Here is a 25,093-nt window from a genome sequence, read left to right as displayed (position 1 = left end):
GAGGTGGAGCGGTGGGGAAGGAGCGGGGAGGTGCGGGAGCGGTGGGGAGGTAGCGGTGGGCCGGTGCGGCCGGCGGTCAGGGCGCGATGCCCCAGACCAGCTCGCCGTCGACGTAGACGGCGATTCTGTCGGCGTCCGCGTACGAGGTACCGGAGCCGTGGCTGTAGTCGTCGGTCTCGTCGAAGTTCGACCAGTCCGTCTTGTTCAGGCGCAACTGGATCTCTCCGGTGGCGGCTCCCGGTGCCAGACTGCCGCTGCCGAAGCCCACTTCGAGGTAGTGGTCGGCGCCGGCCTCGGGGGCGCTCATGGCAGCGACCCTATGGGTCACGGTGGAGCAGCCGATCGGGGACCAGTCACACCAAGTGCTGTACGTGGAGGCCCCGTTGCCGGAAGTGAACCAGTAGCGGACCGTCACGTCCGAGAGGCTGACGGCCGTGCTGCCGGTGTTCACGAGTTGGAGACCGGGCTTGATCTGGTTGTCGCCCACCGAGGAGTCGCTGCTGCGGTACTGCGCCTTGAGCGCGCCGGGGCCGCCGGGCTCGCCGCCCTCGTCCTCGCCGCCCAACGCGGTGCGCACGGCCGAGTAGGCGGACTTCGGCGCCAGGTTCTCGTCGTACAGATTGGCCGCGCCCTCACCCGGGAACGTGCTCGGAACCCAGGAGTACTTGTCCGTGTAGTCCCAGACGGTGATGCCGACGCAACGCTCGACCGCCAGACAGGCTTCGGTCACCTGCCGGTAGTACGAGGACTGGGTGGCCGTCTTGGCGGCATCGGCGGGCAACTGCATCCGCACGTCGAGTTCGGTGACGGCCACGTCGAGACCGAGGTCGGCGAACCGCTGCATGTTCGCCCGCATCTCGTACGGGAAGCCGTACTGGACGGCCAGGTGCGCCTGCATGCCGACCCCGTCGAGCGGTACGCCCTCGTCGAGCAGCTCCCTCACCAGGGCGTACATGGCGTCGCTCTTCGCGCCGAGCCCCTCGATGTTGTAGTCGTTGACATACAGCTTGGCGTCCGGGTCCGCGGCATGGGCGGCCCGCAGCGCGGTGGCGATGTAGTCGCTGCCCATGGCGGTGTAGAAGGGACTCGTGCGAAAGGTCCCGTCCTCGTTGAACGGTTCGTTCACCACGTCCCAGGCCGAGACCGCGCCCCGGTAGTGCGTCGCCTCCTCGGTGACGTGGTTCGTCATCGCGGCCTCAACCCGGTCCGAGGGCAGTGCGCCGACCCAGCCCGGCAGTTGGCTGTGCCAGACCAGGGTGTGGCCGCGTACGGTCTGGCCGTGCTGCTGTGCGAAGCCGGTGACCACGTCGCCCTTGCTGAAGTCGAACCGGCCCTGCACCGGCTCGGTGGTGTCCCACTTCATGGAGTTGCCCGGGGTGATCTGCCCGAACTCGGAGCCCAGGGTGGCCGCGTAGGCGGCGTCGGGCAGTTCGGGGTTGTCGGTGGCGGATCCGAAGTACTTGCCCTGGGCTGCGGCGAGTTCATGCAATGTGCCCTGCTGGGCCGCGGTGGCCGGTCCGCCCACCAGGGTCGTGGCGAGGGCGAGGGCTCCGACCAGGAGGGTCGGGAGCCCTCCGGTGCGGCCGTGTCTACAGCGCTTCACCAAGCTCATGACAAACGCCTTCCTCGGCCGGGCAGCGTGGAGCCTCACGGGGAGCGCGGCTGCGCCCCGTAACGCCCTTTTCGCCGCCCGGTGTTGGGGGAGAAGGGAGGGGAGTGGAGTGTGCAAGTCTTGATTGTGGGAGCGCTCCCAAGGTGGCGTGGTGATAGGCACCTGTCAAGACTTAAATCACAACTGCCTTACGAGCGCGTTAACTCGGCCACACGTCGAACGGACGCCGGGAGATGCGGGGCCGGCCGTCCCGCCGGCTGTCCGACAGGCCCGTCGGCAGACGCGTTCCCGTCGGCGTGTGCGTGCCCCGTCCGACGCGAAGGAGAGGGTGCGGGCAGGGCGGATGGGGCACGTTCGCGATTGCGTGCGAACGGCTGCCGAGGGAGTCATGGGTGCTGACGTGGGCATGCACGATGCGTGACGGCCGGAGGACGCCGGGCTCCCGTGCGAGCCGTCCGTTGGTCCGCCGCCAACGCCGGACGCCGGTGCGCGTCGGCGGAAAAGCCGCTGGACACGCGTACGGACGGTCGGGCGACGGCCCGGCGGGAAGGGCTTCCGTCGGCAGCCGGTCGGCATCGCATGTAGTGCAACTGTGTACCAACCGTGGGCGGAGAGTGACGGACGGACCCTGTCGGGGCGGGACGTGCGAGGCACCGGCGCGCCCCGTCCGGCATGCGCGATGGTGTACGCGGACCGTCTTCCGGGCCGGGAGGACCGGGCCGCGGAACGCCGTGCGCACCCGTCTCAGCGCACCGCGAGCGAGCCGTGCATCGTCGGATGGATGGTGCAGATGTACGGATACGAGCCCGGCCGCGCCGGGGCGTCGAAAGTAACCGTTTGCCCCGACTTCACCTCGCCGGTGTCGAAGGCCTTGTCCCCGGTGGCCGTCACCGTGTGCGTTGCCGCGTCCTTGTTGATCACGGTGACCCGCGTACCCGGAGTGACGGTCAGCGAGGCCGGGTGGAAGGCGAAGTCCTTGATCGTGATGAGCGCGCCGCCCGCCGACGGCGAGGCCTTCGGCGGGGTGGCCGAGGCGGAGGGCGAGGAGCCGCCCCCACCGCCGGAACAGCCGGCCAGGGCGGCGGCGCAGGCCAGCGAGACCACCACGGCGATGCGCGCCCGGGCCGGAAACAGAGCGAGCACGGTCAGTACCCTCCGTTGGCCGAGGCCGAATCCGAGGGGGAGGGCGGAACCTTCGTGATCTTGTTCCCGGCGACGTCGAGCACGTACCAGGCCGCACCGAAACCGTTCGAACCCTGGCCGTGGGTGTCCCCGGCGCTCGTGTCGCCCGCGTAGCGGTAGAGCGGATGACCGTTGTAGGTGATCTCCTCGCGCCCGTCGTCACGCGTCGTGGTGCCCAGCAGGGCGGCCTTCACGCCCTTGCCGGCCACCGGTTTCCCGCTGACGGTCACGGGCGGCCAGGAGGTCGCACAGTCGCCGTCGCAGGTCGACTCGGAGGTGGTGTCCGCCTCCCAGAGATAGAGGGTCCGCCCCTCGCCGTCGACCAGGATGGTGCCCAGCGGGCTCGACGCGGCAGCCACGGTACCGGCCGCCCGCGTGCCGGTCGCGGACGGCGTGGCCGAGGCCGAGCCGCTGTTCCCGCCACCGTCCGAGCATCCGCCGAGTACGGCGGCCAGCAGGCCCACCGTCGTGGCCGCGGCCGCTCCTGCGCGGTTCCCCATCACGAACTCCTCGGGCCCGGCCGCCGTGTCGGCGGCACCATGGCCCGAACAGTAGAAGCCCACCCGCCCGGCCCCGGGCAGGCGCTCGGAAGGAACGGCGGAGCGGCACCGTCCGGGTGTACCGAACGGCCCGGCCCTGCTCCGTCCGGCTCAGGTCTCGCGGGTGGCGACCATCCCCATCGTGATCAGCCCCAGCACCACCCAGCCGAACCAGAGCCAGCCGTTGCTCCCCAGCGCCACCGTGTACGCGGTGACCGCCACCAGGGCACCTACAGTGAGCACTCCCATAGCCTTCGTGGATCCGGACATGCGCGCACCCTCCAGAACCTCATCGGCCGCGCGGCCGTGAATGCCATCGTCTCCCCGATGGCCCTTCCACCGCTACTGTCCGCGCGCCTGCAACGACGCGAGATACGCGTTGTACGCCTGGAGCTCCTGGTCGCCGTCCCGGTCCGCGGCCCGGTCCGAGCGCTTCGCCGTCCGCTGTTCCGAGCGGTACCACTGGAACACCAGGGCCACCAGGACCAGCACCGACGGGATCTCGCTGAACGCCCACGCGATGCCGCCCGCCGCGTTCTGGTCGGACAGGGCGTCGATGCCGAGCGAGGCCGAGGGGTTCTCGTAGACCTTCACCATCGGCTGGCTCGCCATCATCAGCGCGATGCCGAAGAAGGCGTGGAACGGCATCCCTGCGAACAGCTCCAGCATTCTCATCAGATAGCCCGGGCGGTGCGGCCCCGGGTCGATGCCCATGATCGGCCAGAAGAAGACCAGGCCGACCGCCAGGAAGTGGACCATCATCGCGAGGTGCCCGGCCGTCGAACCCATCAGGAAGTCGAAGAGCGGGGTGAAGTACAGGGCGTACAGGCTGGCGATGAAGAGCGGAATGGTGAAGACGGGGTGCGTGATGATCTTCATGTAGCGGCTGTGCAGCAGCATCAGGAGCAGTTCGCGGGGCCCCTTGCTGCCCCGCGCCGCGACCGGAAGGGCGCGCAGGGCGAGCGTCACGGGCGCGCCCAGCAGCAGCAGGATCGGCGACAGCATGCTGATCACCATGTGCTGCACCATGTGGACGCTGAACATGACCATGCCGTAGTCGTTCAGCTTGGTGCACATCACCAGGGCGATGGTCAGCACCCCGATGACGAAGAAGACGAGCCGGTTGACCGGCCAGCTGTCCCCGCGCCTGCGCAGCCGGAGCACCGCGTACCCGTACAGGACCACTGCGAGGACGCAGCCGATCAGGAAGAACGGGTCCGCGGAGAACTGGAGCCCGCGTCCCAGCGTGAACAGCGGCAGATCCATGTTCATGCCGTGCCCGCTGTGATCCATCTGTTCACTCCCGAGGGGAACGCCGGGACGTCCCTGTTTCGTGCCGGTTGTCCCGACCAGAGTAGAACCGCCCCCGGCCGCGATTGCGGCCGGGGGCGGTCTCGGGTCGTGGTGTGTCTCAGAGCACGCACTCGGCTTCGGAGTACCGCTCGGCCGGGACCGTCTTCAGGGTCTCCACGGCGTCCGCGAGGGGCACCATCGTGATGTCCGTGCCGCGCAGGGCCGTCATCATGCCGAACTCGCCGCGGTGCGCCGCCTCCACCGCGTGCCAGCCGAAGCGGGTCGCGAGGACGCGGTCGTACGCGGTCGGCGTGCCGCCCCGCTGCACGTGGCCGAGGATGACCGGGCGGGCTTCCTTGCCCAGGCGCTGCTCCAGCTCGATGGACAGCTGGGTGGCCACGCCGGCGAAGCGCTCGTGCCCGTAGACGTCCTTGACGCCCGACTCGAACTCCATGGAGCCCTCGCGCGGCTTCGCACCCTCGGCGACCACGACGATCGCGAACTTCTTGCCGGCCGAGAAGCGCCGGCCGACCAGTTCGGTCAGCTCGTCGATGTCGAAAGGGCGCTCGGGAACCACGATGGCGTGCGCGCCGGCCGCCATGCCGGAGTGCAGGGCGATCCAGCCGGTGTGACGGCCCATGACCTCGACGATCATGACCCGCTGGTGGGACTCGGCGGTGGTCTTCAGCCGGTCGAGGGCCTCGGTGGCCACGCCCACCGCGGTGTCGAACCCGAAGGTCACGTCGGTGGACGCGATGTCGTTGTCGATGGTCTTCGGTACGCCGACGATCGGCAGCCCGGCCTCGGACAGCAGGTTGGCCGCCTTCAGCGTGCCCTCGCCGCCGATCGGGATGATCGCGTCGAGGCCGAGGTCCGCGACATGGCCCCTGGCCGTCTCGACGCCGCCGCGCAGATGCGCGGGCTGGACCCGGGAGGAGCCGAGGATCGTGCCGCCGCGGGCAAGGATGCCGCCGACCGCGTCGAGGTCGAGCTTGCGGTAGTCGCACTCGAGGAGGCCCCGCCACCCGTCGTGGAAACCGATGACCTCGTCGCCGTGGTCGACCACAGCACGGTGGACGACGGAACGGATGACCGCATTGAGCCCGGGGCAGTCGCCGCCGGAGGTGAGTACACCAATTCGCATTGCCCGGGGAACCTTTGCAACGTGGGCCGACGACCGGACCACGTCGTCCGGTTGGATCCCCGCCACCCTACCGGCGCAGGGTGGCGGGACCGAACCGGGCGTCCGCCTGCTGGACTCCGCTCAGCTGAGCGAAATACGCCTCATCAGACGGGCTGTGTCGCGGCGGCGATCCGCTCGGCGCGCAGCGCCTCGTACCAGCGGTCGTCGCACGGCGGGAGCGCGTTCACATCGAGGGCCAGCTTCAGCAGCAGATCCGCGATCAGCGGGTTGCGGGCCATGACGGGCCCGTGCATGTACGTACCGAAGACGGTGTCGTTGTACGCGCCCTCCGTCCCGTCGCCCGTGCCGTTGCCCCGGCCGAACCGCACCTGGGCGAACGGACGTGCCGTCGGCCCGAGATGGGTGACGCCCTGGTGGTTCTCGAAACCGGTCAGGGGCGGCAGTCCGAGGCGCGGGTCGATGTCCCCGAGCACGTCGCCGACGCACCGGGCGCCCTCACCGCGGGTGGAGACCACGTCGAGCAGCCCGAGCCCCTGCTCGCGCTCACCGAGGTCGTTCACGAACTCGTGGCCGAGGATCTGGTACCCGGCGCAGACCGAGAAGATGATCGCGCCGTTGGACGCGGCCCGGCTGAGGCCGCCGTCGCGGCGCAGCCGCTCCGCCGCGAGCCGCTGCGGCCGGTCCTCGCCGCCACCGATCAGATAGATGTCCCCGGACGTGGGGACCGGCTGGTCGCTGCGCACGTCGACGCGTGACACGTCGAGACCGCGCTGACGGGCCCGGCGCTCCACCACGAGGGCGTTGCCCTGGTCGCCGTAGGTGCTCAGCAGGTCGGGGTAGACCCACACCAGCCGCAGGCTGTTGTTGCTCATGCTTCGTCCTCTCCTGAGGGGCCCGGGGCCGGGGTCAGTTGCCGACACGACGGCGCAGATCCTGGAAGGCGGTGTAGTTGGCGATGACCTCGATGCGTCCGGGCGGAGCCTGCTGGACGGCCTCGTCGAGGTTCTCGCATACCCGGAAGTCGAGACCGGCCACTTCGAGCCGGACCGCGAGGTCCAGCTTGCGGTCGCCGAGCACGAAGATCGGGTGACCCGCGAGCTGGGTGTAGTCCACGTCCCACAGCCACGAGGTGTCCGTGCCGTCCGCGCCGCGGGCGTTCACGGAAAGGATCACCGGGGTGGGCGGCGGGTCGATCAGGGAGAACGTCTCCAGCCAGCCCGCGGGGTTCTTCGCCAGCAGGAGCCGGAGCTCACGGCCGAGGAAGGTGACCACGTCGTAGCGGCCGGCCACGGCCTGCACCTGGTACATCCGCTCCAGGGCGACCTGCGGCGGCACCCCGAAGACGGCGGCCACGGCGGCCGAGCTGGTGGCGTTGGCCTTGTTGGCGCGGCCCGGCAGCTGGAGATGGATCGGCCACGCCGAACCGTGCGGGTCGAGCACGTAGTCCCCGTGCAGCACCCAGCTGGGCGGCGGGCGGCGGAAACCGCACTCGCCGCAGAACCAGTCGTCGCCGGGGCGCTGCATCACACCGCCGCAGGACGGGCAGGACCAGGCGTCGTCCTTCCACGCCTGGCCTGCCGCGACCCACACCACGTTGGGGGAGGAGGAGGCGGCCCAGACGATCAGCGGGTCGTCGGCGTTGGCGACGATCACGGCCTTCGAGCCGGAGAGGCCCTCCCGCCACTTCTCGGCGAGCATCCGGGTCTCCGCGGCGCGGTCCAGCTGGTCGCGCGAGAGGTTGAGGAGCGCGATCACCTTGGGCGTCGTGTCGCGGGCGACCCCCGCGAGGTACTTTTCGTCGACCTCGATCACGCCGTACTGCGCGTCCGAGCCGCCGGCCAGGGCCGACGTGATGCCCGCGGGCATGTTGGCGCCGAGCGCGTTCGACACGACCGGGCCCGCGGCCCGCAGTGCCTCGGCGATCAGCCGGGTCGTGGTCGTCTTGCCGTTCGTCGCCGACACGAGGATCACGTCCAGGTGCTGCGCCAGCCGCCCGAGCAGGTCGGGGTCGAGCTTGAGCGCCACCCGGCCGCCGATCACCGATCCGCTGCCCCGCCCGGCCGCTCGCGACACCGCCGCAGCGGCCTTGCCCGCCGTCACGGCCAGCTTGGCCCGCGGCGACAACGGCTCCGTGTTGCCTGCCATCGTCCTAGATCCTCCTTGCATCGGTCCGCGCCCAGCCTATCGATGTCCGGCGCGGCGGAGGCACGGCGGCACCGCCAGGCCCGTGGAGTTCCCGTGGAAGGTGCGACGGGGCAAATAACACCCCCGCACTGATCTGGCAAACATACAGGTCAGAGGGGGCGCGTCCGATGCGTGTCCGACCCGGCCCTTTTCCGCCGGGGGGCGGTGTCGAGAAACCTGAGCGTGTGGCACCTCTCCTCGCTGCCACTTGAGGTCCCTGCGGCGCCTGCCGCCTGCTTCGGAGATGTCGCTGGAACGTACGATGACCGTCATGCGCAACCGCCCCATCCCCGGCAGCTCCGGCCTCGTCCGGGCCATGAGCCTGCTCGGCGACCCCCTGCTCCACGCCGCGTGCGAGCCGGTGACGGACTTCGGGCCCTCGCTCGCCCGGCTGGTCGAGGACATGTTCGCCACCATGTACGAGGCGCAGGGTGTCGGTCTCGCCGCCAACCAGGTCGGTGTGCCGCTCCGGGTGTTCGTCTTCGACTGCCCCGACGACGAGGACGTCCGTCATCTCGGGCACGTGGTCAACCCCACGCTCGTCGAAGCCGACGGCATCACCGTGCGCGGTCCGGAGGGCTGCCTCTCGCTCCCGGGGATCGAGGCCGGCACGCCACGCTTCGACCACGCCGTGGTCGAAGGGGTGACGGTCGAGGGCGAGCCGGTGCGGATCAGCGGGACGGGCTTCTTCGCCAGGTGCCTCCAGCACGAGTGCGACCATCTCGAGGGCGCCGTCTACACCGACCGGCTGACCGGGCTGCGCAAGGCCCGCGCGTTGCGCGCGGCCCGCCGGGCGCCCTGGGGGCGCGCCGGCTGAGAAGGCCGAGTCAGAAACCGGGGCCGCCGGGGCGGTCGCCGGCCGCGGCCAGCCGGCCCCAGAGCAGATCGGCCAAGCTCCGCACCAACTGCTCGCGTGAACAGGGGCGTTCGCCGAGCCACCAGTCGCCCGCCGCGTGCATCATGCCGACGATGCCGTGACCCCAGATCCGGGCCATCCCCTGACTGTCCGGGCCGAGGTCCACCCGCTCCGCGATGACCGTGGCGAGTTCCTCGCCGAGGCGGCGCAGCAGCGGGGCGGAGTGCCGCCCGACATCGAAGCCCTGCTCGGACGGGGGTGCCGCGTCGTCGGAGGGGTGCATCAGGAAGCGGTAGACCTGCGGACGTGCCTCGATCGCCGCGAGGTAGGTGTCGAGCGTCGCCTCGACGCGGGCGCGGCGGTCGGCGGGGGCGTCGAGCGCGGCCCGCAGGGCGCTCAGCAGTGCGTCGGTGTGCCGCTTGGCGAGGGCCCGGTAGAGGCCGCCCTTGTCACCGAAGTGCCGGTAGAGGATGGGCTTGGTGATGCCCGCCTCCGCCGCGATGGCGTTCATCGAGGCCCCGGGACCGTCCCTGAGCACCACGCGGTCGGCGGCCTCGAGCAGCTCGCGGCGGCGGCGTTCGGCCGCGGTCCGCTGTCGCTCGGCCTGTCGTGTGGTCTCCATGTCGTTTCTCCCACCCCTGACCGTGCATGTCCGTCCTGCCTGCGCAACGTAACACCCTGCCCAGCGGTGTGTGGATCGCCGCCCGATCGGTTGACACAGGCTACTTGTCGGTAACAGACTGTTGTTACCGCAAGTAACGATCTTTTTGGACGGCAGTACGTGGAGGGGAACATGGCGGAGTTCGCGCTCGAGCTCAACGACGACCAGAGGCAGGTCCGTGACTGGCTCCACGGCTTCGCCGCGGATGTGATCCGTCCGGCAGCTTCGGAGTGGGACGAGCGTGAGGAAACGCCCTGGCCCGTCATCCAGGAAGCCGCCAAGGTCGGAATCTACTCCCTCGACTTCTACGCCCAGCAGTTCTTCGACCCCACGGGTCTCGGCATCCCGATGGCCATGGAGGAGCTGTTCTGGGGCGACGCGGGCATCGCGCTGTCGATCGTCGGCACGGGCCTGGCGGCCGTCGGCGTCCTCGCCAACGGCACCGAGGAGCAGATCGGCACCTGGATACCGCAGATGTACGGCGACGCGAACGACGTGAAGGTCGCCGCCTTCTGCTCCTCCGAGCCCGACGCCGGCTCCGACGTCGCCTCGATGCGTACCCGCGCCGTGTACGACCAGGCCAAGGACGAGTGGGTGCTCAACGGCACCAAGACCTGGGCGACCAACGGCGGCATCGCCAACGTCCACGTCGTGGTCGCGGTCGTCGACGCCGAGCTCGGTTCCAAGGGACACGCCTCCTTCATCGTGCCGCCGGACACCGCCGGCCTCTCGCAGGGCCAGAAGTTCAAGAAGCACGGCATCCGCGCCTCGCACACCGCCGAGGTCGTCCTGGAGGACGTGCGCGTCCCGGTCCACTGCCTGCTCGGCGGCAAGGAGAAGCTCGACCAGCGGCTCGCCCGGGCCCGCGAGCGCGCCGCCTCCGGTGGTGGCGAGCGCGTGAAGAACGCCGCCATGGCCACGTTCGAGGCCTCCCGCCCGGCCGTCGGCGCGATGGCGGTCGGCACCGCACGGGCCGCGTACGAGGTCGCGCTGGACTACGCGAAGACCCGGACCCAGTTCGGGCGCCCGATCATCGACAACCAGGGCATCGCCTTCCAGCTCGCCGACATGCGTACCCAGATCGACGCGGCGCGCCTGCTCGTCTGGCGCGCCTCGTGGATGGCGTCCGCCGGCAAGCCGTTCGAGTCGGCCGAGGGCTCCATGTCCAAGCTGTACGCGAGCGAGACCGCCAAGAAGGTCACCGCCCAGGCGATCCAGATCCTCGGCGGCAACGGCTTCACCCGTGAGTACCCGGTGGAGCGGATGCACCGGGATGCCGCGATCTACACGATCTTCGAGGGGACGAGCGAGATCCAGCGCCTGGTCATCGCCCGCACGCTGTCAGGGATGCCCATCCGCTGAGCCGCGTCGGGCGATCGGCGAACCGGCCCCCGTCCCTGTCCGCGTGACAGGGACGGGGGCCGGTCCGCACCGACCCGGTCCTCAGGCGGGGAGCTGCGCCTCGATGGCGGCGACGACCTCCGGGGCCTCCGGCTCCGTACGGGGACGGATCCGGGCCACCGGCTCGCCCGCGGGGGAGATGAGGAACTTCTCGAAGTTCCACTGGATGTCACCGGCCTCGCCGTCCGCGTCCGCGAGCCGCGTGAGCTCCGCGTACAGCGGATGCCGGCCCGCGCCGTTGACGTCGGTCTTCGCCAGCAGCGGGAAGCTCACCCCGTACGTCGTCGAGCAGAACGTCTGAATCTCCTCCGAACTCCCGGGCTCCTGGCCGCCGAACTGGTTGCAGGGCACGCCGAGCACGGTGAAGCCCCGGTCCCCGTACTCCTTCTGCAGCCGCTCGAGACCGGCGTACTGCGGGGTCAGCCCGCACTTGGATGCGACGTTCACCAGCAGGACCGCCCGGCCGCTGTAGGCGCCCAGCGTGGTCGGCTCGCCCGTGAGGGTGTGGAGCGGGATGTCGTGCAGCGTCATGGATATCTCCTCGTCGGTGTCTTCCACGGCCATTGTCGCTCCCGGAGATCCAGCGGTACGAAGCCGATCGCCCCGCCGTCCGGTTCAGCCCGCGTCCCGGCCGACCGCCTTGTAGTAGAAGGTGGTCGGCTTCAGGACACCGGCCGGGTCGGCGGCATAGTCCGGAACGGAGCCGCACTCCGTCCAGCCGGCCGAGCGGTACAGCCGCTCGGCCGGACTGCCGCTCTCGGTGTCCAGGACCAGCAGCGTGACGCCGTCCTCGGCCGCCGAGCGCTCGGCGGCGTCCAGCAGGCTCCTTCCGAGCCCCCGTCCCCGTGCCGACGGGCGGACCATCAGCTTGGCCACCTCCCCGCGATGACGGGCGTTCGGCAGCGGCGTGCGGGCCAGGCCGATGGTTCCCGCGATCCGCTCACCGTCCCGCGCGATCCAGACGCGGTGATGACCCGCGTCCACGGAGGCGGCACGCTCCCGCCACCAGTCCGCGGCGGCATCCCGGTCGAGCGGGGCGAGGAAGCCCACGGACGATCCGCCGTCGACCGTCTCCACCAGGAGGGCGGCCAGCTCATCGGCGTACGTGACCAGTTCGGGTCCGGACACCGAAACGATCTCGGTCATGCGGCAGGGTCCTTTCACGGTGTGACGATCATCAGTGCGTAACGGACCCGCTCCGGGCCCGGGCAATGGAAGTGCGAAGGTCCGCGCAGCCGGAACCGCAGGCAGTCGCCGGGGCCGACCGTGTGCACGGTCTCGTCGACGGTGACCGCCAGCGTCCCCTCCAGCACCCAGATGTGCTGCTCCAGGCCGGGGACCGGCGGATTCTCGTACGAGATCTCGGCACCCACGTCGAGAAGGCCCTCGATGACCTCCGCGCGCAGACCGGCATGCGGCGGGGAAACGGACCTGCGGACGAAGCCCGTCGCCTCGTCCCGCCACACCGTCTGACGCCCGGCGGGCACGAGCTGCGGCGGCTGCGCCTCCACCTCCAGCAGCAGCCGGGACATGGTCATCCCGTGAACGCCGCACAGCCGGCCCAGCTGGGCCGCCGTCGGGCTCAGCTCACCGCGTTCGAGCCGTGAGAGCGTCGGCCGGCTCATCCCGCTGCGCCGGGCCAGCTCGTCCAGCGACCAGCCGCGTTCGACCCGCAGCGCACCGAGCCGCGCCGCGAGCCCGGCCTCCACGGCCGTCGCCCGGTCCACTTCCCTCTCTCTCACATCAGAGAGCATATCTCCGTATGGAGAGGCCGCGGGCGGGGCCCGTGGGCTTCGCCTGTGGTGCCGGTCACCCGCTGTCGTGCCACGCTGGTACGGGGGATGCCCGGCCGGGCGCTTCGGTCCTGCCAGGCACTTCTGCTACCCGAGGAGGCCGGCATGGCCAGTACGAGCAACCGACCCGACGCGGCGCCGGGCGCCGCGACGGACTCCCGCCACCCGCTCCGGACGGGGTGGACCGCCTTCGCCGCGGTCCTGATGATCTTCGGTGGCGCGATGGCGATCCTCCAGGGGATCTCCGCCATCGCCAAGGACGACGTGTTCGTCACCACGCGCAACTACGTGTTCCAGTTCAACCTGACCGGCTGGGGCTGGATCCACCTCATCCTCGGCATCGTCATCGTCCTCGCAGGCTGCGCCCTGTTCACCGGCGCCTTCTGGGCGCGCGCCGTCGGCGTCGTCCTCGCCGGGCTCGGTGCACTCGCCAACTTCGCCTGGCTGCCGCACTACCCGCTGTGGTCCATCGTGCTCATCGCGCTGGACATCTTCATCATCTGGGCGCTCTGTGCGGGATCCGGGGAGCGCGGGCGGGCCTGACGGCACCTCGTACGGCCCGCGGCGTGTCTACGGCGCGGGCCGCTTCGTGGCGAATGCTGCCGGTGGGGGAGTGATCCTCAGCGTGAGGACGTAGGAGACGACCACCGAGACGATCACGAGCGGCATGACGGTCAGACCCTCGGACCCCAGCAGCAACGTGGCCAGCAGTACCGATGTCATCGGCAGCTTCAGCATGGCCACACACATCGCCCCGATCCCCATCGCGAATCCGGATGTCGGGTTCAGCCCCGGGAGATGGGAAAGCGCGAGACCGCCCGCGGCGCCGGCGAACATGGCCGGGAAGACGGGACCGCCCCGGAAGGCGCTCAAGGAGGCGCAGTAGGCCAGCGACTTGCAGACGATGAGCACCACGAGAGTGGCCGCCGAGTACTTCGCGGAGTCGGCCAGCAGCGGATCCAGGGCGTGTTCGCCCGAGTACAGCACCTGCGAGGCGGAGTTCCCGGTGATCTCGGCGTACACGAGGGCGAGCACACCGACGGCGAGGCCCATCACCGCGGTGGCCATCACCCTCCGCCGAGCGACCCGCGGCTGAAGGAACAGCGCCAGCCGGTGGATGCCCGCGCCGGCGAGTGCGGCCGCCAGCCCGAGGGCGACGGCCCAGCCGAATTCGGCGACGGTGGGGCCGTCCGCCCGCGGCACCTCGTGCAGCGCCAGGGAGTACGTCCCCAGGCCCGTCCACGAGCCGAGACCCGTGAAGATCAGCGCGCCGATCCCGGCCGCCAGGAGCCCGGGTACGAGAGCCACCCCCAGCATCATCCCGGCCAGACCCGAGGCCTCCATCAGCAGGAACGCGCCGAGGAGGGGCGAGCCCAGCAGGGCGCTGACCGCGGCGAAGCTGCCCGCGGCCCCCACCACCGCGCTCGCCCCCGGAGCGATGTCCGGCTTGATCAGGCGAGCCGCGTACACGGCCGCGCCCCCGCCCAGCGCGATGAGCGGTGCCTCGGGGCCGAGCACCGCGCCGAGACCCAGCGAGGCGATGGCCGCGAGGGCGATGCCGGGAAGTTGCGCGGCCGAGGGCGCACCGGTGCTCACCAGCCCCTCGGCCGGCTCGTGCCCGCCGTCGCCCGGGAGATACCGGATGGCCAGCCCCGTCAGCAGCCCCGCCAGGCCGACCAGCGGCACCGGCCACCACGAGGGCGTCCCGGCGAAGCCCAGGGCCTTCGGCAGATCGTCGTACGTCAGCGACTGCAGCTCGGAGACGAGAGCGAGGAAGCCGAAGGCCCCCGCCGAGATCGGAACCCCCAAAATCGCCACCATGACCAGCAGGACCGCGTAGCTGCGGGTGCGGACCATGGCGACGGGATCGGGCGGCTGGACGGCGGGCGCTCCGGCAGGTTCGGCCGACATGTTCGTTGTCTCCCTCGGCTGGGTGATGTCTGTGGTCGCCCGCCCCGGCGGGTATTCCCGGGGCGGTGTCCCGGGGCATGCGCACGGGACACGCTGCCCGGCTCCCGGGCGCCGGCCGCGCCGCTGCGGTCAGCCGGTGAGCACACCGGCGGGCGGGCTCAGGAGGATGACGGTGTCGCCCGTGCCCGGGACGGGGGCCCGGGCGTCCGTGACCGGGGTGAGCCGCCCGTCCGGATCCACCACGAACAGCAGCGCGTGACCGGACGGCAGGGCGTCGCCGGCCGGCCGCGCCACCACACGGGAGCCTGCCTCGTACCTGCGGGAGAGCTCGGGCCCGGTGAGAGCGGCTCCGAACAGCGACTCGCCGCCCGTGTACGGCGCGACCACCCCGTGGCTCGTGGAGGGCGACGCGAGCCGGTGCACCGGGCCCTCGACGCTCTCGCGGAGGGTCATCGAGGCGAGGGCGTTGAAGTCGTCCTCGCCCGTGAGCAGCAGCACCCCGGTGATGCCTTCGAGTTCCGCGCCGGCGCCGGTGGCCGACGCGAGCAGTTCGCCGGGGGCCAGTTGCAGTCCGGCCTCCACGATCCGGGCCCGCTCACGCTCGGCGCCGGCCCACATCAGGACGTCCAGCCCCGCCGAATCGAGCGCACGCGCCAGGTCGACGGCCCACGGCGCGCCGCCGACGAGCAAGGGCCTGGACCTGGCCGGACGCAGCACCCCGAGCCGTCGGGCGACGGGGTAAGCCGTCAGGCCGTACAGCATGACGGTGGCCACGATCACGACGAAAGTGGCGGGCAGGATGCGCTCGGCGCCCGCGATGTCCTTCTCGATCAGCTCGGCCGAGAACGTGGACGCCGTGGCCGCGGCGACGATGCCACGCGGGGCCATCCAGCCGATGAACCACCGTTCTCCGCGCGGCACATCGGTACCCAGCGTCGCCAGGTGAGCTACCAGCGGCCTGGTCACCAGGACGAGCAGAGCGACCAGCGCGAGCGACGGCAGCACCACGTGCCGCAGCGACGCGGGGGTGACCGTGGCGGAGATGGAGACGAACAGCAGCCCGATGATCAGCGAGACCAGCGTGTCGAAGAACGGCCGCCTGGCCGGGATGTCCACACCCGGCAGATTGGCCATGGCCATTCCCATCACGACCGCCGAGATCAGCCCCGTGTCGTCGCGGAGCACGTCGCAGGCCGCGGCCACGCCGACGACCGCCGCGATCTGTACCGAGGTCCCCAGCTCCTCGCTCAGCCGCACCCGGCTCAGCACCAGCCACAGCAGCGCCGCCCCGGCCACGCCGCCGGCCAGGCCGACGGCAGCACTGACCGAGAACTCCCCGAGCTGGCTGCCGAAGCGGTGGTGGCCGTCGGCGGCCACGACGCCGTGGAAGACGAAGGCCCCGAGAATGCCGCCCACCGGGTCGATCAGCGAGCCCTCCCAGATGAGGACGCGTTGCAGCCGCTCGGTGGGCCGGACGAAGCCCAGCAGCGGACCGACGACGGTCGGCCCGGAGACGACCAGGATCGCGGCGAGCATCACCGCGGCCCCCATCGACATGTGCAGAACCGGTACGGCGAAGAGCGCGGCGGACACCACGGTCAGCACCGTCCCGAGCCAGAGCAACCGGTGCACGACCCGGCGCGTGTGACCCTTCAGCCGTTCGAGGTCCAGGCCCAGACCGGCCTCGTACAGGATCAACGCCACCGCCAGGGACACCAGCGGCGAGAAGGCGGCGCCCAGCAGGCGCTCGGGGTCGACGTCGTCCGTGAGCGCCCCGGCGGCGAAGCCGACCGGAAGGAGGACGAGCAGTGCGGGCACGCGCAACCGGTTCGCCAGCAGTTGCGAGGCGACCGCGAGCACCACGATCAGTCCCAGCCCCACGAGCACCTGATCGGCCGTCATGACCGCACCTCCTCCGACGCCGTCCCTCCGGTGCCGTGGGCCGTGGTCGGGGCCCGCGGAACACCGCGCGCGACCACCTTCCGCGGCAGGGGTGCGGCAGGGCGGTCAGGCGCGCGCCGGGGGCCGGCAGGGGCCCGCGGTATCCATCCAATGGCCTAACGGCGCGAGGGTGCGGCTGCCGGCCCGCGACGACGCCGGGCCGGGCCGGGGCGCGGTCACTTCTTCCTGTCGTCCCACGGTGTGCCGAGCCAGCTGTCGAACGAGCGGACGACCGCGGTCAGGGCGGCCGCCAGCCGGAAGTCGACCCAGGGTGCGTGCGCGACGACCTCGTCCTCGGACCGGTACTCCAGTGGCGCTTCCCCGCCGGCCCGCCACACGATGCGCCGTGGCCCGCGAGGCACATCGCCGCCGCCGCTGAAGAGGCTCCCCACGCCGATGGCGACCCACAGCGGGAACAACGCCCACCACAAGTACCACCAGAAGATCCGGCCCTTGAAGCCGGCGGCCTGCGGGCAGCCCGACTGAGCCACGGTCCAGCGGGTGCGCAGCCCCTTGCCGGACAGGGCCTTCTCCCGGACGAACGTACCGATCAGCTCACCCTGCCCTCCCCACACCTGATACTCCGACACGCCCCCGCCGGCCGAGGTGGTGACGAGCGTGGCCAGCCGTGAGCGGCGCTGCGGGTCGGCCCACATCACGAAGGAGCGGGCTCCGTCCTTCCGCGCCGCGAGATACGCGGGTATGCCGCCCGCCGGCAGTTCGCGCTCCAGGTACGCGACCACGTGGAAAGGGCCCTGGGACGTGTCGACGACGACGTGATCGAACCCCTCCGCCACACCGGGCAGGACCTCGGGGCGGGCCTTGCCGTCTTTGGGCAGGGCCGTCACTTTCAGGGTGCTGGGCACGTACGGATCCTCCGGGGTGAGTGGTCGGGAAGGCGAAGCGTAGACCGGCACCTGAGAGGATCGGCGCGTGGAGTCTCCAGAACCCGGCCCCGGCCCCGAACCGCTGCCCGGCACCGCCGCGGACACCGGCCCCCGCCCGGTGCGCTGCCGCGTGTGCGGCCGCCCCCTCACCGGCACGGCCTCGCGCCGCACCGGTCTCGGCCCCACCTGCGACGCGAAACTGCACCCGGCGCCGCCCGACATCCGCATGCGCCGTCACGAGGTGGAGCAGGACCCCCTGCCGGGCATCTGAGCCGCCCGGCCGCCGGAACGGGGGGTCATCAGGACGGCTGTGTACCCAGCCGCCGGAACAGTCCCTCCTGCACCACCGACACCAGCAGATTGCCCTCGCGGTCGTAGATCCTGCCGCGCGCCAGACCCCGCCCGCCGGTCGCCACCGGCGACTCCTGGTCGTACAGGAACCACTCGTCGGCCCGGAACGGCCGGTGGAACCACATCGCGTGGTCCAGCGACGCCATGTCGAAGCCGCGCGGCCCCCACAGTGGCTCCACCGGGATGCGCACGGCGTCCAGCAGCGTCATGTCGCTCGCGTACGTCAGCGCACAGGTGTGCACCAGCGGATCGTCCCCGAGCGGGCCGACCGCGCGCATCCACACCGCGCTGCGCGGGTCCGCGTCCTTGATCTCCTCCCGCGTCCAGCGCAGCCGGTCGACGTAGCGGATGTCGAAGGGCTGACGGCGCGCCATCCGTTCCAGTGCCTCCGGCAGGCCGCCCAGGTGCTCGCGCACCTCGTCGGCGACCGTCGGCAGCTCGTCGGGATCGGGAACGACCCGGGCCGGCGGCAGCTGGTGTTCGAAGCCGGCCTCCTCCGGGCGGTGGAAGGACGCCGTCAGGTTGAAGATCGTCCGGCCCTGCTGCACGGCCGTCACCCGGCGCGTCGTGAACGACCGGCCGTCCCTGACCCGCTCGACCTCGTAGACGATCGGCACCCCGGGACGCCCCGGCCGCAGGAAGTAGGCGTGCAGCGAGTGCACCGGCCGCTCCCCGTCCGTGGTGCGGCCCGCCGCCACGAGGGCCTGGCCCGCCACCTGCCCGCCGAAGACCCGCTGGAGGGACTCCTCGGGGCTGCGGCCGCGGAAGATGTTGACCTCGATCCGTTCCAGGTCGAGCAGGTCGACCAGGTGCTCGGCGGGGTTCGTCATGCGGTTGCTCTCCACTCTCGAAGCGGCGCCGTCGGTACGGACGCGCTCACAGCTGGCCCACGGACGTGACCCGGAGAACCGCCCGGCCCTCCTCGTCGGAGGCGGCCAGGTCGACCTCGGCGCTGATGCCCCAGTCATGGTCGCCGTTCGGGTCGGCGAACGTCTGGCGGACCCGCCACAGGCCGTGCTCGGCGTCCTCGTCGATCTTCAGCAGCTTCGGACCGCGGGCGTCGGGGCCCGTGCCCAGCTCCTCGTACTCGTCCCAGTACGCGTCCATCGCCTCACCCCACGCGTCCTCGTCCCAGCCCGCGTCGCCGTCCAGCTCGCCCAGGTCACGGACCCGGTCCAGTGCGGCCAGCTCGACCCGGCGGAACATCGCGTTGCGCACCAGCACCCGGAAGGCGCGCGGGTTGGCCGTGACCGGCTTGACCTCGTCGGCGCGCTCCTGCGCCTGCTCGGCCGTCTCCACCTCGGGATTGGCGAGCTGCTCCCACTCGTCGAGGAGGCTGGAGTCGACCTGACGGACCATCTCGCCCAGCCAGGCGATGAGATCCTCCAGGTCCTCGGACTTGATGTCGTCCGGGATGGTGTGCTCCAGCGCCTTGTACGCGCTCGCGAGGTACCGCAGCACGATGCCCTCGGTGCGCGCCAGCTCGTAGTTCGACGTGAACTCCGTGAACGTCATGGCGCGTTCGTACATGTCGCGGATCACCGACTTCGGTGACACCGGGTGGTCGCTCACCCACGGGTGGCTCTGGCGGTAGACGTCGTACGCGTGCCACAGCAGTTCGCTCAGCGGCTTCGGGTACGTCACGTCCTGGAGGAGCTCCATCCGCTCCTCGTACTCGATGCCGTCGGCCTTCATCTGCCCGACCGCCTCACCGCGCGCCTTGTTCTGCTGCGCGGCGAGGATCTGGCGCGGGTCGTCCAGCGTCGACTCCACCACCGAGACCATGTCCAGCGCGTACGACGGCGATTCGGCGTCGAGCAGCTCGAAGGCGGCGAGCGCGAACGTCGACAGCGGCTGGTTCAGCGCGAAGTCCTGCTGCAGGTCGACGGTGAGCCGCACGATGCGGCCCTCCGCGTCGGGCTTGTCGAGCCGCTCCACGACGCCGCCGTCCAGCAGCGAGCGGTAGATCGCGATCGCCCGGCGGATGTGGCGCAGCTGCGCCTTGCGCGGCTCGTGGTTGTCCTCCAGGAGATGCCGCATGGCCTCGAAGGCGTTGCCGGGACGCGCGATCACCGACAGCAGCATGGTGTGTGTCACCCGGAAACGCGAGTTCAACGGCTCCGGATCGGACTGGATGAGCTTGTCGAAGGTGGTCTCCGACCAGGCGACGAAGCCCTCGGGGGCCTTCTTGCGGACGACCTTGCGCTTCTTCTTCGGGTCGTCACCGGCCTTCTTGACCGCCTTCTCGTTCTCGACGACGTGCTCAGGAGCCTGGGCGACGACGAAGCCCGCCGTGTCGAAGCCCGCCCGCCCGGCCCTGCCCGCGATCTGGTGGAACTCACGGGCGCGCAGCGTACGCACCCGGGTGCCGTCGTACTTGGTGAGGGCGGTGAACAGCACGGTGCGGATGGGGACGTTGACGCCGACGCCGAGCGTGTCCGTACCGCAGATGACCTTCAGGAGCCCCGCCTGCGCGAGCTTCTCGACCAGACGGCGGTACTTCGGGAGCATGCCGGCGTGGTGCACACCGATGCCGTGGCGTACGTAACGCGAGAGGTTCTGACCGAACTTGGTGGTGAAGCGGAAGTTGCCGATGAGGTCGGCGATCTTCTCCTTCTCCTCCTTGGTGCACATGTTGATGCTCATCAGCGACTGCGCGCGCTCGACGGCCGCGGCCTGGGTGAAGTGCACGATGTAGACCGGTGACTGCCGGGTGTCCAGGAGCTCGGTGATCGTCTCGGTGATCGGCGTCAGCCGGTACTCGTAGCTCAGCGGGACCGGACGGGTCGCCGAACGCACCACCGAGGTGGGGCGGCCGGTACGGCGGGTCAGGTCCTCCTCGAACATCCGGACGTCACCGAGCGTGGCCGACATCAGGACGAACTGGGCCTGCGGCAGCTCAAGGATCGGGATCTGCCACGCCCAGCCGCGGTCCTGCTCCGCGTAGAAGTGGAACTCGTCCATCACGACCTGGCCGATGTCCGCGTACTTCCCGTCACGCAGCGCGATGGACGCCAGTACCTCGGCGGTGCAGCAGATCACCGGGGCATCGGCGTTGACGGAGGCGTCGCCGGTGAGCATGCCGACGTTCTCCGTACCGAACAGCTTGCACAGGTCGAAGAACTTCTCCGAGACCAGCGCCTTGATCGGAGCGGTGTAGAAGGTGACCTTGTCCTGGGCCAGGGCGGTGAAGTGCGCACCCGCCGCGACCAGGCTCTTTCCGGAACCGGTGGGGGTGGAAAGGATCACGTTGGCCCCGGAGACCACCTCGATCAGCGCCTCCTCCTGAGCGGGATAGAGGGTGATCCCCTGCGTCTCGGTCCATGACGAGAAAGCCTCGAAGAGGGCGTCGGGGTCGTCGGTCGGGGGCAGCTGATCGATAAGGGTCACGCCCCCATCTTGCCTGCCTTCGGCCCCGATGAGGGAACCGGACGACGGTACGAAGATCACGGACGATACGCTGCCCACTCAACTCGGCCGCACCACACCGATGGTGGCCACAACCGGTGCGCGGGCCATGCCTGGCGCATCTCTCGACGTCTACGGGGGCGGAAACAGCCATGATGGGACCGGCACACTCTCTGTCAGGGGCAGCGGCCTGGCTGGGGGTGGGCGCGGCCGCGGCTGCCGCGGGCCACGCCATGCCGTGGCCCGTCCTGGTCGTCGGCGCGCTGATCACCGCGGGCGCGGCGCTCGCCCCGGACCTCGACCACAAGTCGGCGACCATCTCGCGCGCCTTCGGACCGGTCTCACGCGGACTCTGCGAGATCGTCGACAAGCTCTCGCACGCCGTCTACAAGGCCACCAAGCTGCGGGGCGACTCGAACCGCAGCGGCGGCCACCGCACACTGACCCACACCTGGCTGTGGGCGGTCCTGATCGGCGCGGGCGCCTCCGCGGCGGCGATCACCGGTGGCCGGTGGGCGGTGCTGGCGATCCTCTTCGTCCACCTGGTGCTCGCCGTCGAAGGGCTCCTGTGGCGGGCAGCCCGGGTCTCCAGCGACGTCCTGGTGTGGCTGCTCGGCGCGACCAGCGCGTGGATCCTCGCCGGCGTGCTGGACAAGGCGGGCAACGGCTCCGACTGGCTCTTCGACGCCCCCGGCCAGGAATACGCCTGGCTCGGCCTGCCCATCGTGCTCGGAGCCCTCGTCCACGACATCGGTGACGCGCTGACCGTCTCCGGCTGCCCGATCCTCTGGCCCATTCCGATCGGCCGCAAGCGCTGGTACCCGATAGGGCCGCCCAAGGCCATGCGGTTCAGGGCCGGCAGCTGGGTGGAGCTGAAGGTGCTGATGCCGGTGTTCATGGTGGCCGGGGGAGTGGGCGGAGCCGCCGCCATGAACTTCATCTGACGGCACGCCCCACGGTTACACGGGTGCCGGCGGGACCAGCCGGCCGTGCGAGATGAGGGAAGCGGCCTGCTTGAGGCGGCGCACCCGGATGCTCACCCCGTAGGCGTCGACGCCGGGAGCGGCGGCGAGGCGGGTGGTCAGATAGCGGTAGAACTCCTCGGCGTCGCGGCAGATGACGATGACCATCATGTTGTGCTCGCCACTGGTGGCACCGGCGAACGCCACCTCGTCGTGACGGGCGATCTCGTTTCCGGTGTCTTCCAGGAGGGCGGGGGCGACGCGCAGCCAGAGGGTGGCGTTGAGGTGGTAACCGAGAGGCTCCGGCAACAGGTCGATGTCGTACGAGAGAGTGCCTGACGCCTCCAGCGCCTCCAGCCGTCGGGCGACGCGGCCCTTGGACCAGCCGGTGACCTCCGCCAGCCTGGTGTGCGAGGTGCGGCCGTCCTCGGCGAGCGCGTCGAGCAGCGGTCCGTCCTCGGTGGTGAGGGGGAGGAGCGGGCCGGCCCCGGTGCGGAGGGGGCCGTCGGCCAGCCGCTCTTCCTGCTCCGCGGTGAGGTGTCCGCCGTAGCCGGTCCAGCCTGCCGTGCCGGGGTCGCCGAACGGGTGGATGAGCAGATCGATACTGAGGTCGAGAACGGCCGCGGACCTGGGCAACTGCTGGAGCAGCATGTCCTCGCGCGGGGCGTGGAGCGGCGAGCGGATGACGCAGATGATCTCCGAGCCGCCCGAGGCGATGCCGACGTAGGCGATGTCGGGGCGCCGGGCGAGAGAGTCGGCGAGGGGAGCTACCCGGTCGGGGCGGCAGCGCAGGCGCGCGACCCACTGGGCCTCGCCGTGCACGGCGGGATCGACCAGGCCCACGACCCGCATCACGCCCGCGCGGCGCATCGCCTGATAGCGACGGGCAGCCGTCTGCTCCGACACCCCGCTCACCTCGCCGATGAGCCGGAACGGGGCACGCGGGGCGCGATGCAGGGAGCGGAGGATTCTCCTGTCCAGGTCGTCGATCACGGTGGAAGTGTGGCACGGGATGCGGTGAGGATGGAGGTTCGTGCTCAAGGTGACCTGTCACTTCGTTGATTCTGTGCCATCTCGCCGATGCTGATGCCCGGGTCCGTCCGTCTTCCGGCCCTCGGGTGTCCGGCCCGTGCCCGCGGCGTCGTGACCGCATGGCTCGACACCCACCCCGGCCCCGCAACGGCGCGGACAGTGCCGTCCGGGCCGCGCGGCGGCCGCTCGCCCGGGAGCGAGCGGCAGGGGATTCCCGCCGGACAGGACCCCGCTCGGACATCAACCGCGGCGCACCGCGCCGCAGAGGAGTACTTCCTTGAACGTCACACCAGCGGCGAGCAGCCGGCCCGACCGACGGGCGGCCACGCTCGTCATGGCCTGCCTAGGCGTCTTCGTCGCCTACTTGCCGGTGACCACCGTCGCCGTGAGCCTCCCCGCCATCCAGGCGGCGCTGGGCGCGTCGACGGCGCAACTGTCCTGGGTCCAGGACGCTTTCGTACTGCCCATGGCCGCGTTCATCCTGACCGCAGGCGTGGTCGGCGACGTCCACGGGCGCAAGAAGGTGTTCCAGGCGGGGCTGTTGTTCTCCGCCGTCGGCGCTGCCGTGGCGCTGGCCGCCCCGTCGATCGAGGTGCTGTGGGCCGGCCAGGCACTCGCCGGACTCGGCGCGGCCGCGCTGCTCCCCACGACGCTGGCCCTGATCAGCCACGCGGTGCCCGACCACCGGGAGCGCGGCAAGTTCATCGGCCTGTGGGCCACCTCGCTCCTGATGGCACTGGCCGTCGGCCCGCTGATCGCCGGAGTCGTCCTGGAACACGCCGCCTGGCGATGGATCTACCTCCTGGTCATCCCCGTCTCGCTGCTGGCGATGGCCGTCGCCGCGCGACTGCTGCCCGACTCGAGCGCCCCGCACGGGCGACGGCTCGACTGGCCGGGCCAGATCACCGCCGCGGTGGCGATCACCGCGCTGGTGTACGGGGTGATCGAAGGCGGCGCCGGGTCCTTCACCGATACGCGGGTCCTGGTGGCCCTGTTCATCGCCGTGGCCGGCGCCGTCGCGTTCGTCATGGCGGAGCGCCGCAGCGACAGCCCGATGCTGGACCTGGCGCTGTTCCGCAGCCCGGCGTTCACGGCCACCACCCTCGTCGCGATGATCACGTTCCTGGGGCTCATCGGCTTCTTCTTCCTGCTGAGCCTCTACTTCGGCATGGTGCAACAACTCGACACGCTGCAGGCGGCCTGCCGGCTCCTCATGGTCACCGCCGCCTCCATCGTCGTCGGCGGTCCCGTCTCCCGTCTCATGCACCGGGTTCCCGCCCGCACCCTGATCACTGCCGGGCTGCTCGTCGTCTCCGGCGCGCTGCTCTCCATGACCACCCTCGACGCGGACACGTCCTTCGCCTCCCTCGCGTGGCGGCTGGCCCTGCTGGGCATCGGGATGGGCGGCATCCTGACGCCCATGACGGCCACCGCGGTCGCCTCCGTCCCCCACCATCTGGCGGGCATGGCCGCAGCGGGCAATAACGCCTTCCGCCAGATCGGCGGCGCACTGGGCCCGGCTGTTCTGGGCGCCCTCCTCACCTCCCGCGCCCTGAACACCTTCCCCGCTCATCTCGGCGACGCGGGGATCTCCGGAGCCGACCGTCAGCAGATCGTGGAGACCGCCCGCGAAGGCGGTCTCGGTGCGGTCGCCCAGATGAACCTGGGCGCGCACACCGGCCAGGCCCTGGGCGCGATGAGCGACGCCTTCCTCGACGGGCTCCGGCTGTGCCTGATCGTGGCCGCGGCGCTCACGCTGCTCGCCGCCCTCGTGTCCGTGGTCCTTCTCCGGCCGCGCAGGACGTCCACCGCCACGGTGACGGTCGCCGCGCACCCCGTCCCGGCCGGCACCGCTGCGGACGAGATGACCCGCGGAGGGGGCGGCGACCCGGCCGCGGTGCGGCACCGCGGCTGACGGCAACACCCTCGGGACGCG

The 25,093-nt window shown here is 71.1% G+C and carries 24 protein-coding genes; 6 read left to right on the top strand and 18 right to left on the bottom strand.

Annotated elements, in window-relative coordinates:
• Positions 1 to 76: 76 nt before the first annotated feature.
• From ACFYPA_RS21910 to ACFYPA_RS21875, 8 genes are all read right to left on the bottom strand, one after another.
• Positions 77 to 1,612: an endo-1,4-beta-xylanase gene (locus ACFYPA_RS21910; RefSeq protein ID WP_359315748.1), complete on the bottom strand. Its 1,536-nt coding sequence runs from the start codon at positions 1,610 to 1,612 to the stop codon at positions 77 to 79.
• Positions 1,613 to 2,356: 744 nt separating this feature from the next.
• Positions 2,357 to 2,755 (bottom strand): cupredoxin domain-containing protein, encoded by a 399-nt coding sequence (locus ACFYPA_RS21905; RefSeq protein ID WP_359083523.1) that lies wholly within the window; start codon positions 2,753 to 2,755, stop codon positions 2,357 to 2,359.
• 2 nt (positions 2,756 to 2,757) lie between these two features.
• On the bottom strand, positions 2,758 to 3,294 hold the full coding sequence (locus ACFYPA_RS21900; RefSeq protein ID WP_359083522.1) for a hypothetical protein: 537 nt from the start codon (positions 3,292 to 3,294) through the stop codon (positions 2,758 to 2,760).
• A 150-nt stretch (positions 3,295 to 3,444) separates the two neighbouring features.
• Positions 3,445 to 3,576, bottom strand: a complete 132-nt coding sequence (locus ACFYPA_RS21895; protein WP_359083688.1) for a hypothetical protein — start codon at positions 3,574 to 3,576, stop codon at positions 3,445 to 3,447.
• A gap of 99 nt (positions 3,577 to 3,675) precedes the next feature.
• Complete coding sequence (locus tag ACFYPA_RS21890; RefSeq protein WP_389133653.1) at positions 3,676 to 4,626, bottom strand: cytochrome c oxidase assembly protein; 951 nt, start codon at positions 4,624 to 4,626, stop codon at positions 3,676 to 3,678.
• A 118-nt stretch (positions 4,627 to 4,744) separates the two neighbouring features.
• A complete protein-coding gene (locus ACFYPA_RS21885; RefSeq protein WP_219571799.1) occupies positions 4,745 to 5,770 on the bottom strand; it encodes a 6-phosphofructokinase in 1,026 nt (341 codons plus the stop codon).
• A 143-nt stretch (positions 5,771 to 5,913) separates the two neighbouring features.
• Positions 5,914 to 6,642, bottom strand: a complete 729-nt coding sequence (locus ACFYPA_RS21880; protein ID WP_359083518.1) for a glutamine amidotransferase — start codon at positions 6,640 to 6,642, stop codon at positions 5,914 to 5,916.
• Between the two features lie 34 nt (positions 6,643 to 6,676).
• Entirely contained in the window at positions 6,677 to 7,915 is a 1,239-nt protein-coding gene (locus ACFYPA_RS21875; protein WP_148015277.1) for a MurT ligase domain-containing protein, read from the bottom strand.
• A gap of 310 nt (positions 7,916 to 8,225) precedes the next feature.
• On the opposite strand from ACFYPA_RS21875, the gene def reads away from it, so the two are divergent.
• Positions 8,226 to 8,771, top strand: coding sequence for a peptide deformylase (gene def / locus ACFYPA_RS21870; RefSeq protein WP_359083513.1), 546 nt, complete (start codon positions 8,226 to 8,228; stop codon positions 8,769 to 8,771).
• 10 nt (positions 8,772 to 8,781) lie between these two features.
• Here def and ACFYPA_RS21865 read toward each other — a convergent pair whose 3' ends face one another.
• The gene (locus ACFYPA_RS21865; RefSeq protein WP_359083512.1) at positions 8,782 to 9,432 is read right to left on the bottom strand and encodes a TetR family transcriptional regulator; all 651 of its coding nucleotides are present in this window, start codon (positions 9,430 to 9,432) and stop codon (positions 8,782 to 8,784) included.
• A 171-nt stretch (positions 9,433 to 9,603) separates the two neighbouring features.
• On the opposite strand from ACFYPA_RS21865, the gene ACFYPA_RS21860 reads away from it, so the two are divergent.
• Positions 9,604 to 10,833, top strand: coding sequence for an acyl-CoA dehydrogenase family protein (locus ACFYPA_RS21860; RefSeq protein WP_389133649.1), 1,230 nt, complete (start codon positions 9,604 to 9,606; stop codon positions 10,831 to 10,833).
• Between the two features lie 81 nt (positions 10,834 to 10,914).
• Here the strand turns inward: ACFYPA_RS21860 and ACFYPA_RS21855 are convergent, their stop codons facing one another.
• The 3 genes from ACFYPA_RS21855 to ACFYPA_RS21845 form a co-directional block, all read right to left on the bottom strand.
• On the bottom strand, positions 10,915 to 11,403 hold the full coding sequence (locus tag ACFYPA_RS21855; RefSeq protein WP_359083680.1) for a glutathione peroxidase: 489 nt from the start codon (positions 11,401 to 11,403) through the stop codon (positions 10,915 to 10,917).
• Between the two features lie 84 nt (positions 11,404 to 11,487).
• The gene (locus ACFYPA_RS21850; RefSeq protein ID WP_359315765.1) at positions 11,488 to 12,018 is read right to left on the bottom strand and encodes a GNAT family N-acetyltransferase; all 531 of its coding nucleotides are present in this window, start codon (positions 12,016 to 12,018) and stop codon (positions 11,488 to 11,490) included.
• 14 nt (positions 12,019 to 12,032) lie between these two features.
• Positions 12,033 to 12,626, bottom strand: a complete 594-nt coding sequence (locus tag ACFYPA_RS21845) for an XRE family transcriptional regulator (protein WP_359083509.1) — start codon at positions 12,624 to 12,626, stop codon at positions 12,033 to 12,035.
• A 144-nt stretch (positions 12,627 to 12,770) separates the two neighbouring features.
• Between ACFYPA_RS21845 and ACFYPA_RS21840 the strand changes: the two genes are divergently transcribed.
• Positions 12,771 to 13,208 (top strand): hypothetical protein, encoded by a 438-nt coding sequence (locus ACFYPA_RS21840; RefSeq protein ID WP_359083508.1) that lies wholly within the window; start codon positions 12,771 to 12,773, stop codon positions 13,206 to 13,208.
• A 27-nt stretch (positions 13,209 to 13,235) separates the two neighbouring features.
• On the opposite strand, the gene ACFYPA_RS21835 is transcribed toward ACFYPA_RS21840, so the two are convergent.
• From ACFYPA_RS21835 to ACFYPA_RS21825, 3 genes are all read right to left on the bottom strand, one after another.
• Positions 13,236 to 14,576, bottom strand: a complete 1,341-nt coding sequence (locus tag ACFYPA_RS21835) for a chloride channel protein (protein WP_389133645.1) — start codon at positions 14,574 to 14,576, stop codon at positions 13,236 to 13,238.
• Between the two features lie 129 nt (positions 14,577 to 14,705).
• Positions 14,706 to 16,478, bottom strand: coding sequence for a cation:proton antiporter (locus ACFYPA_RS21830; RefSeq protein WP_359083506.1), 1,773 nt, complete (start codon positions 16,476 to 16,478; stop codon positions 14,706 to 14,708).
• 215 nt (positions 16,479 to 16,693) lie between these two features.
• Positions 16,694 to 17,383: a hypothetical protein gene (locus tag ACFYPA_RS21825; protein WP_389133643.1), complete on the bottom strand. Its 690-nt coding sequence runs from the start codon at positions 17,381 to 17,383 to the stop codon at positions 16,694 to 16,696.
• Between the two features lie 67 nt (positions 17,384 to 17,450).
• Here ACFYPA_RS21825 and ACFYPA_RS21820 point away from each other — a divergent pair, with 67 nt between their 5' ends.
• The gene (locus ACFYPA_RS21820; protein ID WP_359083504.1) at positions 17,451 to 17,675 is read left to right on the top strand and encodes a DUF6011 domain-containing protein; all 225 of its coding nucleotides are present in this window, start codon (positions 17,451 to 17,453) and stop codon (positions 17,673 to 17,675) included.
• Positions 17,676 to 17,703: 28 nt separating this feature from the next.
• Here the strand turns inward: ACFYPA_RS21820 and ACFYPA_RS21815 are convergent, their stop codons facing one another.
• On the bottom strand, positions 17,704 to 18,585 hold the full coding sequence (locus ACFYPA_RS21815) for an acyl-CoA thioesterase II (RefSeq protein ID WP_359083503.1): 882 nt from the start codon (positions 18,583 to 18,585) through the stop codon (positions 17,704 to 17,706).
• Between the two features lie 46 nt (positions 18,586 to 18,631).
• Positions 18,632 to 21,145 carry a DUF3516 domain-containing protein gene (locus ACFYPA_RS21810; RefSeq protein WP_359083502.1) on the bottom strand — a complete coding sequence of 838 codons (2,514 nt, stop codon included), beginning with the start codon at positions 21,143 to 21,145 and terminating at the stop codon, positions 18,632 to 18,634.
• Between the two features lie 170 nt (positions 21,146 to 21,315).
• On the opposite strand from ACFYPA_RS21810, the gene ACFYPA_RS21805 reads away from it, so the two are divergent.
• Positions 21,316 to 22,107: a metal-dependent hydrolase gene (locus ACFYPA_RS21805; protein ID WP_359083501.1), complete on the top strand. Its 792-nt coding sequence runs from the start codon at positions 21,316 to 21,318 to the stop codon at positions 22,105 to 22,107.
• Between the two features lie 15 nt (positions 22,108 to 22,122).
• On the opposite strand, the gene ACFYPA_RS21800 is transcribed toward ACFYPA_RS21805, so the two are convergent.
• Positions 22,123 to 23,118: an AsnC family transcriptional regulator gene (locus ACFYPA_RS21800; protein ID WP_359083500.1), complete on the bottom strand. Its 996-nt coding sequence runs from the start codon at positions 23,116 to 23,118 to the stop codon at positions 22,123 to 22,125.
• A gap of 316 nt (positions 23,119 to 23,434) precedes the next feature.
• Between ACFYPA_RS21800 and ACFYPA_RS21795 the strand changes: the two genes are divergently transcribed.
• A complete protein-coding gene (locus ACFYPA_RS21795; RefSeq protein ID WP_389133638.1) occupies positions 23,435 to 25,072 on the top strand; it encodes an MFS transporter in 1,638 nt (545 codons plus the stop codon).
• Positions 25,073 to 25,093 lie beyond the last annotated feature (21 nt).

Source organism: Streptomyces sp. NPDC005775 (assembly GCF_042871565.1).
GTDB lineage: Bacteria > Actinomycetota > Actinomycetes > Streptomycetales > Streptomycetaceae > Streptomyces.
The sequence above is the reverse complement of the archived record's forward strand: the minus strand, read 5'-3'. Positions and strand labels throughout refer to the sequence as shown.

What these genes read in the sequence shown, in the direction of transcription:
- ACFYPA_RS21845 (WP_359083509.1), bottom strand. Translation starts at nt 12,626, where the DNA reads ATGCTCTCTGATGTGAGAGAGAGGGAAGTGGACCGGGCGACGGCCGTG.
- ACFYPA_RS21860 (WP_389133649.1), top strand. Translation starts at nt 9,604, where the DNA reads ATGGCGGAGTTCGCGCTCGAGCTCAACGACGACCAGAGGCAGGTCCGT.
- ACFYPA_RS21890 (WP_389133653.1), bottom strand. Translation starts at nt 4,626, where the DNA reads ATGGATCACAGCGGGCACGGCATGAACATGGATCTGCCGCTGTTCACG.
- ACFYPA_RS21830 (WP_359083506.1), bottom strand. Translation starts at nt 16,478, where the DNA reads ATGACGGCCGATCAGGTGCTCGTGGGGCTGGGACTGATCGTGGTGCTC.
- ACFYPA_RS21840 (WP_359083508.1), top strand. Translation starts at nt 12,771, where the DNA reads ATGGCCAGTACGAGCAACCGACCCGACGCGGCGCCGGGCGCCGCGACG.
- ACFYPA_RS21805 (WP_359083501.1), top strand. Translation starts at nt 21,316, where the DNA reads ATGATGGGACCGGCACACTCTCTGTCAGGGGCAGCGGCCTGGCTGGGG.
- ACFYPA_RS21875 (WP_148015277.1), bottom strand. Translation starts at nt 7,915, where the DNA reads ATGGCAGGCAACACGGAGCCGTTGTCGCCGCGGGCCAAGCTGGCCGTG.
- ACFYPA_RS21855 (WP_359083680.1), bottom strand. Translation starts at nt 11,403, where the DNA reads ATGACGCTGCACGACATCCCGCTCCACACCCTCACGGGCGAGCCGACC.
- ACFYPA_RS21835 (WP_389133645.1), bottom strand. Translation starts at nt 14,576, where the DNA reads ATGTCGGCCGAACCTGCCGGAGCGCCCGCCGTCCAGCCGCCCGATCCC.
- ACFYPA_RS21815 (WP_359083503.1), bottom strand. Translation starts at nt 18,585, where the DNA reads ATGACGAACCCCGCCGAGCACCTGGTCGACCTGCTCGACCTGGAACGG.
- ACFYPA_RS21865 (WP_359083512.1), bottom strand. Translation starts at nt 9,432, where the DNA reads ATGGAGACCACACGACAGGCCGAGCGACAGCGGACCGCGGCCGAACGC.
- ACFYPA_RS21900 (WP_359083522.1), bottom strand. Translation starts at nt 3,294, where the DNA reads ATGGGGAACCGCGCAGGAGCGGCCGCGGCCACGACGGTGGGCCTGCTG.
- ACFYPA_RS21880 (WP_359083518.1), bottom strand. Translation starts at nt 6,642, where the DNA reads ATGAGCAACAACAGCCTGCGGCTGGTGTGGGTCTACCCCGACCTGCTG.
- ACFYPA_RS21885 (WP_219571799.1), bottom strand. Translation starts at nt 5,770, where the DNA reads ATGCGAATTGGTGTACTCACCTCCGGCGGCGACTGCCCCGGGCTCAAT.
- ACFYPA_RS21910 (WP_359315748.1), bottom strand. Translation starts at nt 1,612, where the DNA reads ATGAGCTTGGTGAAGCGCTGTAGACACGGCCGCACCGGAGGGCTCCCG.
- ACFYPA_RS21850 (WP_359315765.1), bottom strand. Translation starts at nt 12,018, where the DNA reads ATGACCGAGATCGTTTCGGTGTCCGGACCCGAACTGGTCACGTACGCC.
- def (WP_359083513.1), top strand. Translation starts at nt 8,226, where the DNA reads ATGCGCAACCGCCCCATCCCCGGCAGCTCCGGCCTCGTCCGGGCCATG.